The organism is Microcoleus sp. T2B6, assembly GCF_036700475.1.
Lineage (GTDB): Bacteria > Cyanobacteriota > Cyanobacteriia > Cyanobacteriales > Microcoleaceae > Microcoleus.
Genome location: NZ_JAUBOZ010000051.1, coordinates 17,409 through 30,577, shown reverse-complemented (window position 1 = coordinate 30,577; position 13,169 = coordinate 17,409). Strand labels below are relative to the sequence as shown.

5 protein-coding genes are annotated in these 13,169 nt (G+C 50.7%); 1 reads left to right on the top strand and 4 read right to left on the bottom strand.

What is annotated here, in order from left to right; translation table 11 throughout:
* The first annotated feature begins 1,471 nt into the window (after window positions 1-1,471).
* Entirely contained in the window at window positions 1,472-1,867 is a 396-nt protein-coding gene (locus tag QUA00_RS21190; RefSeq protein ID WP_006632892.1) for a response regulator, read from the top strand.
* A 304-nt stretch (window positions 1,868-2,171) separates the two neighbouring features.
* Here QUA00_RS21190 and QUA00_RS21185 read toward each other — a convergent pair whose 3' ends face one another.
* The 4 genes from QUA00_RS21185 to rpoB all read right to left on the bottom strand — a co-directional run bounded on the left by QUA00_RS21185 (window position 2,172) and on the right by rpoB (window position 13,141).
* Complete coding sequence (locus QUA00_RS21185; protein ID WP_333411019.1) at window positions 2,172-6,296, bottom strand: DNA-directed RNA polymerase subunit beta''; 4,125 nt, start codon at window positions 6,294-6,296, stop codon at window positions 2,172-2,174.
* 262 nt (window positions 6,297-6,558) lie between these two features.
* The gene (locus tag QUA00_RS21180) at window positions 6,559-8,433 is read right to left on the bottom strand and encodes a DNA-directed RNA polymerase subunit gamma (RefSeq protein ID WP_333411018.1); all 1,875 of its coding nucleotides are present in this window, start codon (window positions 8,431-8,433) and stop codon (window positions 6,559-6,561) included.
* 83 nt (window positions 8,434-8,516) lie between these two features.
* Window positions 8,517-9,605 carry an HNH endonuclease gene (locus QUA00_RS21175; RefSeq protein WP_333411017.1) on the bottom strand — a complete coding sequence of 363 codons (1,089 nt, stop codon included), beginning with the start codon at window positions 9,603-9,605 and terminating at the stop codon, window positions 8,517-8,519.
* Between the two features lie 149 nt (window positions 9,606-9,754).
* Window positions 9,755-13,141, bottom strand: a complete 3,387-nt coding sequence (gene rpoB, locus QUA00_RS21170; protein ID WP_333305301.1) for a DNA-directed RNA polymerase subunit beta — start codon at window positions 13,139-13,141, stop codon at window positions 9,755-9,757.
* Between the last annotated feature and the right edge of the window lie 28 nt (window positions 13,142-13,169).

Below are 13,169 nucleotides of genomic sequence, written 5' to 3'. Positions count from 1 at the left end.
CCAGATTGATCTCGTCTCGGTATAGTCGTAGCTTGGATCAAGCAGCAATGGTAGACGATCGAGCTTACCGTATTTTGGCAAGCGTGATGGACTCCGAAAGTATTACAAAAGAAAAGTAAGCGGAATTGGAATACCTCTGGTACTGGTACTTGTTCTGATCGTGTAGAGGCGACTGGACTGTCAGTAACCCCGGTCTAAAGACACGGGGCTTGCAAGAGAAATCTGGCAAGCCGTACTGACCAGACTAAGGCTTAATTGCCTACGTTTTGAGAGTCACGACACCCTGTGGATGTGTAGCTAGTCCCCTGCTCTGTCATCTGCAATTAAACAGTTCTCAGGTAACAGGAACAGTGTTGCAGGTCTAACAAGCTCTCGAAACATTGTCGAAGCTAACATTACCCCATTCATGGGAGGCACAACCCGTGCAAAATACTATGCGTACAGGATTGGAAGATTGGAAGCGGTAATTGTCCCGTTGAAAGTGCAATACAAAAGTACACTCCCGTTAACCAATCCCAAGGCGGTAGTAAATCAAAAATATAAAGCCGTGCTAGAAGCACGGGGTTTCTACCCATTTTTTCTGATGAGGGAAGTCCAAGTTTTGGGCTTATTCAACCATAGAGCGTGGCCGTGACTCGCTGAGAGTGTCAAAAATGCCGATATTGATGAATTGCATCAGTCAAAAGCTCTCCTGGCGATATCTCCTAGTCTGACATCCCCTTGATGAACGCAAGCGTCGATATTTTAAGCCGTTTTGAGGGGTTAAAACTGAGTATTAGGAATCTCCAACAATCCCCGCTAGATTCGCTACTCCGAATGCTGTGGCGACGGGAGTATGTGAATAAACATGGCTTGATTCTAATGAGGAAGAAGGAAAATAATTATCACACATTCCCGAATCTAATACCAGTTCAAAAAATAATGCAACTGTAGGCCCGTGTTCCAAACGGATATCCAGTCAATCAGTTCCCATCTAAAATCTAAAATCTAAAATCTAAAATCTAAAATCTAAAATCTAAAATCTAAAATGGTAGAAGCCGGAGGCTTGACCGAAAGAGAGGGTACTATAAGTCCAGGACGCACGGGTAGTCAGAAACCGGGTTTTTTCATAGCAATAGTTCGTTGTAGCCCGCCGAAACGATCAAAAACCCGGTTTGGAGGCGTCGTCCATCCGTCCTGGATTGTACTAGAAACCTGCTACCTGAGAATCTTGAGACTCTCACCAGTTCCAGGTCTAGTTATAAAAAAGAACTAAACTGTCTGTGTGTAGTAGTCTAAATGATGGTACTGGATGCTTCTAGGCATCTGTAAACCCTCTCACAGCTAGTGGCTCAAGGATATACATACGGGTTTTGCAGGGTTCCCGGCTGATGGCGCTAAAAACTCTGCATTTTTGACGGGGATGTAGTCCCCGTGCCGTGTTCCTCTTTGGACTAAAGTCACAAAGTTTCTATACTTCCCATATTTATTTATGAAAACCGTTCTGATTGTAGAGGACGATTTGGTTAATGCTCGGGTTTTTTCCAAAATTCTGACTAAGCGGGGGGGCTTAGCCGTAAAGCACACGGAAAATGTTGAAGAGGTGATGCAGATTGCTGCCAACGGCGAAGCTGATTTGATTTTAATGGATGTGTCTCTTTCGCGCAGCGTGTACCAGGGCAAATCTGTTGACGGCATTAAGATTACTCAACTGCTCAAAGCTGACCCACAAACGGCCTCGCTGCCGATTATTTTGGTGACTGCTCACGCGATGGCTGGTGATAAAGAAACATTTCTGGATCAAAGCGGTGCCGACGGTTACATCTCTAAACCTGTGGTAGACCATCAAGAGTTTGTTAATCAAATCAAGGCTTTGCTGCCTGATTGAGTGAACCATATATGCAGAAGGAAGAAGGAAAAAGGAAGAAGGAAGAAAGAATTGTTTGTTTGAACCAACAAACAATTAAAACTCTAGAATTACAAAGTTTTCTTGAACTCTGAATCTTCCTTCTTCCTTCTTCCTTTCGATGTCCGATCGCACAATGCTATGAGTTCGGACTTGTAATTTGTGAGGAAAACTTTGAGATTTTTATGACGAGTGAAATAGGAGTGTGCGGCGACCGTGGAACGAAATTATCCGATCGCCCCGCGCAACACCATTCACTCACCTCCTTGCTCAAGCTAAACCGCGATTACTCTTCATCCTCATCAAAATCAAAACCAATATCATCCTCATCGTCCGCATCAGGCCCCAAGGCATCATCCTCAGCCTCAGCGACAAAATCGTCCTCATCAACCTCAACCTCCTCAAAGTCTTCATCGGGCTCAAGATCGGCCCCGCGGCCAATTTCATAGCCGCTTTCGATCGTATAAGCACGACGGGCAGTGCGATCGTCAAGTACAACATCCTCCTGTAAATCGTGGATGTCGTCATCAAATACGGCACCATCAAAACCCGCATCCTGAACCCCAGCATCCTCATAGGCATTGAACCCAGTACCGGCAGGAATCAGGCGGCCGATAATGACATTTTCCTTGAGGCCTCGCAGCCAGTCAGACTTACCTTCGATCGCAGCCTCAGTCAACACCCGCGTAGTCTCCTGGAACGAAGCAGCGGAGATGAAGCTATCAGTATTCAGCGAAGCCTTAGTAATCCCCAGCAACACCGGAGTATAATCCGCCGGCGCCCCACCAGTAATAGACATCGCCTCATTCACCTGCTCCACCTGCCGCAACTCTACCAACTCGCCCGGCAGCATAGTAGTATCGCCGCCATCCTCCATCCTGACTTTGTTGGTCATCTGGCGGACGATTACCTCGATGTGCTTGTCGGAAATATCGACGCCCTGAGACTGATAAACCGACTGCACTTCGTTCACCAAAAAGGTCTGCACCTGTTGGAAACTCTCCAAAGCCGCCTCAAAAGTAGACTGCCGCTCCTTGAGCACGTGGAAGAACACCTCCAGAATCTCGTGAGGATTCGCAGGCCCGTCGGTCAAAGCTTCGGCGACGCCTACGCGCTGTCCATCGGAAACGATGGGGTTTTGACCGGGCAACAAGGGATACTCTTCAATCCGGCCGTCATCCTCAATGACGGCAAGTTCGACAACATCGTCATCTGTAACCACGCGAGCTGTGCCGGGCCGCTTGGCTAAAATACAGGCTTCCTTGGGCTTCCGTCCTTCCAGAAGTTCTTCAATCCGGGGCAAACCTTGAATGATATCTCCAGTTTTTGCGCGCTCAAATACGAGAATCACTAGGTTGTCTCCCCGCTGCACTAGGTCGCCGTCGTCTACGTGCAGGACTGCACCGGCGGAAACCCGGTAAGGGCGGGCTACCCTGAGTACAAGTTTGGCGGGTTCTGTCTCGGAGGCGGGGACTATTTTTACGACTTGGCCGGATTCTTCGAGAGTAACTCCGGGGGCTATTTCGGTACCGGCGACGAGCAGTTGACCGGGACTGACATCGGGGGTACCGGCTACGGAGATGGAAATGGAGTCGGCATCTCGCATGACTAATAGGCGGCGTACTGGTTCGCCGTGGCCTTCGCGGATGCCTCGGACGATGCCGGCTTCTTTGCAGAGAATTTCGGTGCGGGCGACTACGGCTCCGGGGGCGATCGATTGTCCATCTTCGACCAAGAGCCGGGTGTGGGTGCTGCCTTGGGTGGGGTCGGCGGAGACATCTCGCCGAATCACGAGGGATTCCAAAATGACTAGCTGCAAGCGGAAAGTCTTGGAGGTTCGATCGCTCCCATCATCCACGGCTACCGCCAACTCCTGCGACGCATCTTCGGCGGAACCCCAAGCGGGCCCAGAACCATCGGCGCCAAAAGCTGTAGCATCTTCTTCGTCTGGCAATAGCTCGATATCTGCGGCTAGTTGCGGAGCTCCGGAGCCAATTTCCAAGATAAGCTGAGTCCGCAGTAGTTCTAATCCTTCGACTGATTTGACGCGCTCTCCATCTTTGTAAGGAAGCCGCTGGACTGCTTTCAAGGAGATGGACTCGTTGAGGGCGGTCTGTGAGGGCACGGGTGGCTTGTCGGGTACGGGAAATTCTACGACGGGCCGCAGCAACAAAGCGGGGCCTTCGGGGGTTTCGATATATTCGGCATAGCTCAATTCTTCGGCAATCAAGCCTGGGAAAATTTCTTGACCGGCGTTGACGATTTGACCTTCGCCTAATGTTAGGGGGGGGCGGTCTACTACATGGAGGGTGCCTGGTTTGATGACTATTTCCCGGAGGATGTCGTTTTTCTGGGTGATTTCTACTGCTCCGCTGGTTTGGCAGAAGATGTCTTTGACGACTTCTGTGCCGGCTTCGACGTATTGGCCGTCTTCGACTAGGAGGAGAGAGATGTCTTTGTTGACTTCGTGGCACTCTTCTGGTATCCAGAGCAGGGTGCCGCCTTTGACGACTTCGTAGCCAAGTTTGGCTTTGCCGCGCTTGTGGACTTCGACTCCGCCGTATTTGACGATGCCTCCTGTGGCTGTGCGGTAGCTGTCGTCGAGCAGTTCGGCGACGACTTCTCCGTTGATGACTTTGCTTCCTGGGGCTGTTTTGAGGGAAAACCGCTGTTTGGAGGATGTTTCGATGGTGTAGTGGTCGCGGCCGCCTGCGCTTTCGGCGCGGACGACTGCTTGGTCGAGGAGGACTTGGGCGGTGATTATTTCGATTTCTCTGGGGTCGGCGATGCGGACTACGCCGCCGTGTTCGGAGACGAGTTTGGTTTCGGCTATGACGCTTTCGGCGGGGATGCGATCGCTGTTTTTGACTGCTGGTTCGGCGCCGGGGGGGAGGTTGTAGACTTCTCCTGAGAGGATCCAAATGAGTCCGCCTTTGCTGGCGGTGCGGGTGGTGTTGCCTTGGCGATCGGTTTTTTCTTCTGGTACTAGGTCGGCAAATTTGGCTTCTCCGGCTAGGTCGGAGGCTACGTCTGTGGTGACTTTTTCGGTGGTTTTGCGGGCTGCGCGTCCGACGATGGGCACTTCTGCTAATACTTGGCCGGGTATGGCGCGCTGTCCGTCTTTGACCATGAGGGTGGAGCCTTGGACGATGGCTAGTTCGATTTTGAGTTTTTGATTTTTGGCGCCGGTTTTCCCTTCTTCAAATCCGTCGCCTTCAAATACAAGCTTGCCGTTGTTTTCGGCGACCAGTGCTTCTTCGCCGTGTCTGGTGCGGAAGGAGCGGGTACGCAGGTTTTTGAATTTGACTGTGCCGGGGAAGGGGGCGCGTTCTTGTTTGGCGACTTCTCCGGTGAATACGCCGCCGGTGTGGAAGGTACGCATGGTGAGTTGGGTTCCGGGTTCGCCGATGGATTGGGCGGCTATTATTCCGATGGCTTCTCCCATGTCTACCATTTTCAGGTGGGCGAGACTCCAGCCGTAGCAGTGTTGGCATACGGATCGGGTTGATTCGCAGGTCAGGGGCGATCGTAGGTACACTTCGCCTACTCCAGAGTTACCAATTTCTCCTGCTAATTCATCGGTGATTGGCTGATTTCGGACTGCTTTCTCGCTGCCATAGGTGACAATTTCTTTTGTTTTGGGGTGCTGGACATCTCTGGCTAAGACGCGCCCTAGCAATCTGTCTTTGAGGGGTATGAGCACTGTTGCTCCATCGGTCATGGGTCGGACTCGAATTCCGCGCTGGGTGCCGCAGTCTACTTCCCGGACGATTACGTCTTGGGATACATCGACTAGGCGGCGAGTGAGGTAGCCTGAGTCGGCTGTTCGCAAGGCTGTATCGACTAGGCCTTTGCGTGCGCCGTAGGAGGAGATGATGTATTCGGTGACGGTGAGTCCTTCGCGGAAGTTGGTTTTGATTGGTAGGTCGATGATTTCGCCTTGGGGGTCTGCCATTAATCCGCGCATTCCGACTAGCTGTCGGACTTGGGAGATGTTTCCCCGTGCTCCGGAGAAGGCCATCATGTAGACGGAGTTCAGGGGGTCTGTGGCTCGGAAGTTTTTGACTACTTCGTCTTTGAGGTCTTCTGAGGTGCTGTTCCAGGTGTCGATTACTTTTTGGAAGCGTTCGACTTCGGTGATTTCGCCTCTGGTGTATTTTTGTTCGGTGATGCGGATTTCTTCTTCGGCTGCGTCTAGGAGCGATCGTTTTGATGGGGGTACTTGTAGGTCGTCTACGCTAATTGAAACTCCGGCTCGTGTCGCAAAGCGGAAACCTAGGTCTTTGAGTTTATCGGCCATTTGTGCTGTACGGGCTGTTCCGTAGTGCATGAAGGACCAAGAGATTAATTTTTTGAGCTGACCTTTGTCAACAACTCGATTGCGAAAAACAATTTCCTTATTTTCTGTCATTTTTCTGAGTAGTAGTAGTAGTAATTGGTAATTGGTTTGGAGGCAGGAGGCAGGAGGCAGGAGGCAGGAGGCAGAGGGCAGTAGTACACAGGTTGGACACTCCTTGAACAAACCCCGCAACATTTCACTCTCACTCTCCTTAACTCAACTGTATTTATTGGTAATTGGTAAGGGGTAATGGGTAATTTTTCTAACTTCAATCACTATTATTTGTTAGCGATTACTTATCAGTTATTACCCACTACGTCTTACCTATTACTTCCTAATTATTTATCACTGACTCTATAGTTTGGTGATAAATAATCCTGCCCGGAGTTGTGCGAATAAACTGATTAATCACTTTACCCTCGCTATCTTCCCGAACCCGGCGGAACTTATATTCCTTTGTCACTATGCCGTCGGTCGATCGTTCTACTTTCAGCGGTTCTCCTTCTGGTTCTGTGTTTTCGATGGCGCCTTGAAACCTCACCCACACATAAGAGTGCAAGTCAACAATTCCTTGCTCGTAAGCTACAACTGCGTCGGTGAGGTTGGAGAAGTGGTGACCGGCTCCTTTTTGAGCGTCAGGATTTTCGGCTGTCAAGTAATAGCAACCGAGCACCATGTCTTGAGAAGGAGTAACGATCGGTCTCCCAGTAGCCGGCGACATAATGTTGTTAGAAGCCAGCATGAGCAACCGCGCTTCGGCCTGAGATTCCAGAGACAATGGCACGTGTACGGCCATTTGGTCGCCGTCAAAGTCGGCGTTAAAGGCCGGACAAACCAGCGGGTGAAGCTGAATTGCTCTCCCGTCTACCAAAATCGGCTCAAAGGCTTGAATCCCCAAGCGGTGCAGGGTGGGGGCGCGGTTTAGCATTACTGGGTGTCCTTCAATCACTTCCTGAAGCACGTCCCAAACACTAGGATCGTTGCGCTGAATCAGTTTTTTGGCTGCTTTGATGTTGTTGACTAATCCTTGGCGGATTAGGCGGTGGATGACGAAGGGCTGGAAAAGTTCGATCGCCATTTCTCTCGGCAATCCGCACTGATGAATTTTCAGTTTCGGGCCTACCACAATCACGGAACGTCCGGAGTAGTCAACCCGTTTCCCCAGCAAGTTTTGTCGGAAGCGGCCTTGTTTCCCTTCAATGATGTCCGACAGCGACTTCAGCGGCCGATTATTTGCCCCCACCACTGTCCGGCCCCGGCGACCGTTGTCAATCAGCGCATCCACTGCTTCTTGCAGCATCCGCTTTTCGTTACGGATGATAATCTCCGGCGCCAGAATTTCTTGCAGTCTAGCTAAGCGGTTATTGCGGTTGATGACTCTCCGATAGAGGTCGTTGAGGTCACTGGTTGCAAAACGGCCGCCGTCTAACTGCACCATTGGCCGCAAGTCGGGGGGAATCACGGGAATCACGTTGAGAACCATCCAATCGGGTTGAGAACCCGTAGCGATGAAGTTGTCAATAACCCGCAAGCGTTTAATTAACTTTGCCCGTTTTTGACCCTTAGCATTAGCAATATCTTCCCGCAACTTTTCCGCTTCACTTTCTAGCGGAATATTTTGCAGCAAAACTTGCAAAGCTTCAGCACCAATCCCCACTTCTACGCCCGTCAGCGTGGAATCTTCGCTGTAAAGTTCGTCTTCTATTTCCAGCCAAGCATCTTCGGTGAGCAATTGCTTGTATTGCAGCTTTTCTGCATTACCTGCATTTAGGACAACGTAGGCATTGAAATACACGATTTGTTCGACATCTCGGAGCGGCATATCTAACAGAATTGCCATGTAACTCGGGATGCCTTTGAGATACCAAACGTGAGCTACGGGAGCCGCTAATTTGATAAATCCCATCCGGTGACGGCGGACGCGAGATTCAGTGACTTCTACACCGCATCTTTCGCAAACAATGCCTCTATGGCGAACTCGTTTGTACTTCCCACAATGACATTCCCAATCTTTTGCAGGCCCAAAAATGCGCTCGCAAAACAAGCCATCCATTTCAGGTTTTAACGTGCGATAATTAATTGTTTCTGGTTTTGTCACCTCTCCAGTTATCTGACCGTTGGGTAAAGTCCTCTCTCCCCACTGTCGAATTCTTTCGGGTGAAGCTAACCCGATCTTGACGTAATCAAAGCGTTGTTCTATTTTAGCCATTCTTGACTCCAATTGATAATTTACAGTAGATTATTTGGGGTGGTTTATCTTTTTTCTGTGCTTTTTTTAGGTTTAAATCACTCTTATACTCCTTTATAAGTGATATTATTTTTAATATCATAGATAACACTTGAGGATACTTTTAAGTCATCAGCTATTTTAGAGATTGATTCTCTATCTCTAATCCTTTTTCGTACCTCAAGAGCTTGCTCGAAAGTCAATTTTCGATCGAGATATCCACCCATGCGAGGAACTGGAACCTCTTCGCCTGCTTCCTTCCAAGTGACGTGATATTTAATATCGTGTATGGTTTTGCGGCCGACACTGTATTCCTGTGCTACATCCTTCATCCTCTCTCCTGCTGCTAGCTTTTGTCGAATTTCTCGCACCTTTTCCCAATCTAATTTGGCATTGGAAAGAGGATGACTTTTTCCTTGAGTGCGTCCTTTCTTAGAAGCATCTAACAAATTTTGAGTGCGAGTACCTGCCCAAAGGTGTTCTGGATTGATGCAACTGGGATTGTCGCAGGTATGACAAGCATCCATCGAAGTCGGAAGTTCATATCCTAATTTCTCGGCTAAAACAGCACGGGTAACTGATTTTAATTTCCCATTTTTCCAGTATCTGCCATAACCTTGACCATCCTTTCCACCTGAGAAAATGATGCAGCCGCTGTCTTGAATTTCTCCTAAAAAATTGGGTGAAACTGTAGTGAAGTTATCGGGAATATTTGTCTGAAGTATCTTAGTAATAGTTTCATGTTGTACTCCATACTCTTTTGCTAGGTGGTTCTTGATGGTTCCAGATAAATATTTAGTCTGAATTTCCCGTAGTTGTGCGATCGACAATATGCCAATACCGGGAATACTTTTGCGTCTGGGAGTTTTGCGATCGCGCCCAATCATCTGCCCGGTATTCTCAGCAGCAGTACCTACTACCAGATGTGCCGGGTTGATGCAGCTTCGATTGTCGCAGGTATGGCAACCAAAATAACCGGAACCGAGGAACCCTGCTATTTTCGACTCGAGGACTAAACGGTGGACTAATACTGTTTTGCCATCGATCCACTTGCGCCCGTAACCGTTGCCAAACTTGCTCCCTTGCCAATTAATACAGCCCGTCGCCCGGTCAACTTCTCCTTGAATTCCTGGGACAACTGTTACAATATTCATGTTCAGCGTCTCTCCTGTTTAGAGCGTTGATTCGCCTCAGCAGTGGTACGAACACTGCTGAGGCATTTTAATTTGAGATTGTCGATTAAAGATTAAAGAATTGAAGGCTGTCAAAAAATCTTTAATCTTTAATCTAAAATCTTTAATGCCTAATCCTCGTCAAGTTCGTCACGAGAAAGCGATTCGTAAGTAGGTCGGGAGGGCGATCGCTTGCCCCCAGCATCTGCCATCAAATCCACCTCAACGTGCTCGCTGCCCTCGTCGGACGTATTCACCTTGTGCACGGCAATATCCAAGCACAAAGACTGCAACTCCCGCATCAGCACCTTGAAAGATTCCGGCGTACCGGGGCGCGGAATAGCTTTGCCTTTGACGATCGCATTCAGCGCTTCATTCCGCCCCTGCATATCGTCCGACTTCACAGTCAGCAACTCTTGCAAAGTATAAGCGGCGCCGAACGCTTCCAGAGCCCAGACTTCCATTTCTCCGAACCGCTGACCCCCCTGCTGTGCTTTGCCGCCCAAAGGCTGCTGCGTTACCAGCGAGTAAGGGCCTGTGCTACGGGCGTGGATCTTATCGTCTACCAAGTGAACCAGCTTCAGCATATAGGCGATGCCGACTGTGATCGGACGATCGAACGGTTCCCCAGTTCGGCCATCGTAGACAATAGTCTTGCCGGGGTGCTTTTCATTAAACACCCAAGGCTTGCCGGTTTTTTCGCGTGCCTCCTGTAGCTTGCCGTGTACGGTTTCCCGCGACTTTTCAGCGCCGTGCATTTCATCAAAAGGCACCATCTTGAACCGCATCGACAGATTTTCGCCCGCCCACCCCAGCAAGCACTCAAAAATCTGACCCACGTTCATCCGCGACGGTACGCCCAAGGGATTGAGCACTATGTCAACGGGAGTCCCGTCGGGCAAATAAGGCATATCCTCCATCGGCAGAATCCGGGACACAATACCCTTATTTCCGTGGCGGCCGGCCATTTTGTCGCCGACTTGAATCTTCCGCTTTTGAGCCACGTAGACGCGGACGACCATGTTGGCGCCGGGGGGCAGTTCGTCGCCCTGTTCGCGGGTAAACACCCGCACATCCACCACGCGGCCTTTTTCGCCGTTAGGGACGCGGAGGGAATTGTCGCGCACGTCGCGGGCTTTTTCGCCGAAGATTGCCCTCAGCAGTTTTTCTTCCGGCGGTTGGTCGGATTCGCCTTTGGGGGTGACTTTGCCGACTAGGATGTCGCTGGCTTCTACCCAAGCACCTTTGCGGATAATCCCCTGTTCGTCTAGCTGGCGCAGCGCGTCTTCGCCGACGTTAGGAATTTCACGGGTGATTTCTTCGGGGCCGAGTTTGGTTTGGCGGGCTTCGATTTCGTATTTTTCAATGTGGATCGAAGTGTAGACATCTTCGTACACCAAACGCTCGCTAATTAGCATCGCGTCTTCGTAGTTGTAGCCTTCCCAAGGCATATAAGCTACGAGGATGTTGTGACCCAGAGCGAGTTCTGCCCCTTCGGTGGAGGAACCGTCGGCGAGCACTTGACCTGCTACGACGCGATCGCCCTCATAAATCAAAGGACGCTGATTTAAGCAAGTATCCTGGTTAGAACGCTGATATTTTTGCAGTTCGTGTTCGATGCAGCCAGCATATTTTTGCTTCCAAACCGAGGGCTGTTTGACTTTGAGATCGTCGTATTCCCGAATCAGGAAATGTTCTTCGCTGGAATTCGATTCGGCATCTACAGCCAGGGGTTTGACAATAATCCGGGTAGCGTCGATGTAAATCACCTCGCCGTCGATCCGGGAAACCACAACCATCCCGGAATCTCGCGCCGCCTGAGCTTCCAAGCCCGTACCGACGAGGGGCCGTTCTGGTTTCAGTAGCGGCACAGCTTGCCGCTGCATATTCGATCCCATCAGAGCTCGGTTGGCGTCGTCGTGTTCCAAGAACGGAATCAGCGATGTCGCTACGGAGACGATTTGCACGGGCGAAATCGCCATGTAGTCCACCTGCATCGGAGTGGTGGTAGTGAATTCTTGGCGGTAGCGGACGGCTACGGTTTCGCCCAAGAGGTTGTTGTTTTCGTCGAGGCTGATGTCTCCGGGGGCAACGCGCAAATCGTCTTCTTCATCGGCTGTCATGTAAACAGGCGCTTTGTCGCGCAGCACCCGTCCTTTTTCTACTGGATAAAAAGGAGTTTCGATGAAGCCGTAGGGGTTGACGCGGGCGTGGGTTGCTAAGGAACCGATCAGACCGGCGTTCGGGCCTTCTGGTGTTTCGATCGGGCAAATCCGGCCGTAGTGGGACGGGTGAATGTCCCGCACTGCAAACCCGGCCCGTTCCCGAGTCAGACCTCCAGGGCCCAAGGCGGAAAGCCGACGTTTGTGCGTTAGTTCTGCCAGAGGGTTGGTTTGATCCATGAACTGCGATAGCTGGGAGGAACCGAAGAATTCCTTGATTGCTGCTACCAGCGGTTTGGGGTTGACCAGAGAAGCGGGGCTGAGGGAGTCGGCATCCGAGACGGTCATTCTTTCGCGGATGATCCGTTCTAAGCGGTTGAGTCCGACGCGGACTTGGTTTTGCAGCAGTTCTCCGACACTGCGGACGCGACGGTTGCCTAAGTGGTCGATGTCGTCGGTGGAACCGATGTCGAATTCGAGGTTAATTAAGTAGTCGATCGCCGTCAAGATATCTTGCGATGTCAGCACCCGCGTGGTATCGGGGACTGTCAAGCGCAATTTTTTGTTGAGTTTGTAGCGGCCGACTCGGCCCAAATCGTAGCGTTTGGGGTCGAAAAAGCGCGAGTTAAGGAGCTGTTCGCCGCCCGCCACGGTGGGGGGTTCACCGGGACGGAGTTTGCGGTAGAGCTCCATCAAAGCTTCTTCTTCGCCGAATTGTCCTTCTTTCTCGATCGTTTTTTGGAAGTATTCCGGGTGGCGGAGTGAGTCGTAGATTTCGCCGTCGGTGAGGCCGAGGGCTTTGAGCAGCACCTGGGCTGAGAGTTTGCGGGTTTTGTCGATTCTGACCCAGACTAAATCGTTTTTGTCTGTTTCAAATTTCAGCCAAGCGCCACGGTTAGGGATGAGCGAGGCGTTATAGGAACGGCGACCGTTTTTGTCGGTTTCCGATTTGTAGTACACGCCGGGGGAACGCACGATTTGGTTGACGATGACCCGTTCTGCGCCGTTGATGATGAAAGTGCCGCGCTCGGTCATCAAGGGCAAGTCGCCGATGAAGACTTCTTGTTCTTTGATTTCCCCTGTTTCTTTGTTAATCAGGCGGGTGGGGACGTACATTTGCACCGAGTACGTGCTGTCCCTCCGCTTGGCTTCGTCCACATCATATTTGGGGCGCTTGAGTTTGAAGTCTTTGCCCATGAAGTGGAGTTCCAGCTTGCCCGTGTAGTCTGTAATCGGGGAGAAGCTGTCGAGTTCTTCGATCAGTCCGGCTTCTAGGAACCAGCGAAAACTTGCCCGCTGGATTTCGATCAGGTCGGGCAAGGTGAAGGCGAATTCTGTGTAATCTTTAGTGGTCATGGGTGTCCTTTTTCCGCAGTGGCTCTAG

Coding starts and splice junctions, on each gene's coding strand:
- QUA00_RS21190 (WP_006632892.1), top strand. CDS start 1,472: ATGAAAACCGTTCTGATTGTAGAGGACGATTTGGTTAATGCTCGGGTT.
- QUA00_RS21185 (WP_333411019.1), bottom strand. CDS start 6,296: ATGACAGAAAATAAGGAAATTGTTTTTCGCAATCGAGTTGTTGACAAA.
- QUA00_RS21180 (WP_333411018.1), bottom strand. CDS start 8,433: ATGGCTAAAATAGAACAACGCTTTGATTACGTCAAGATCGGGTTAGCT.
- QUA00_RS21175 (WP_333411017.1), bottom strand. CDS start 9,605: ATGAATATTGTAACAGTTGTCCCAGGAATTCAAGGAGAAGTTGACCGG.
- rpoB (WP_333305301.1), bottom strand. CDS start 13,141: ATGACCACTAAAGATTACACAGAATTCGCCTTCACCTTGCCCGACCTG.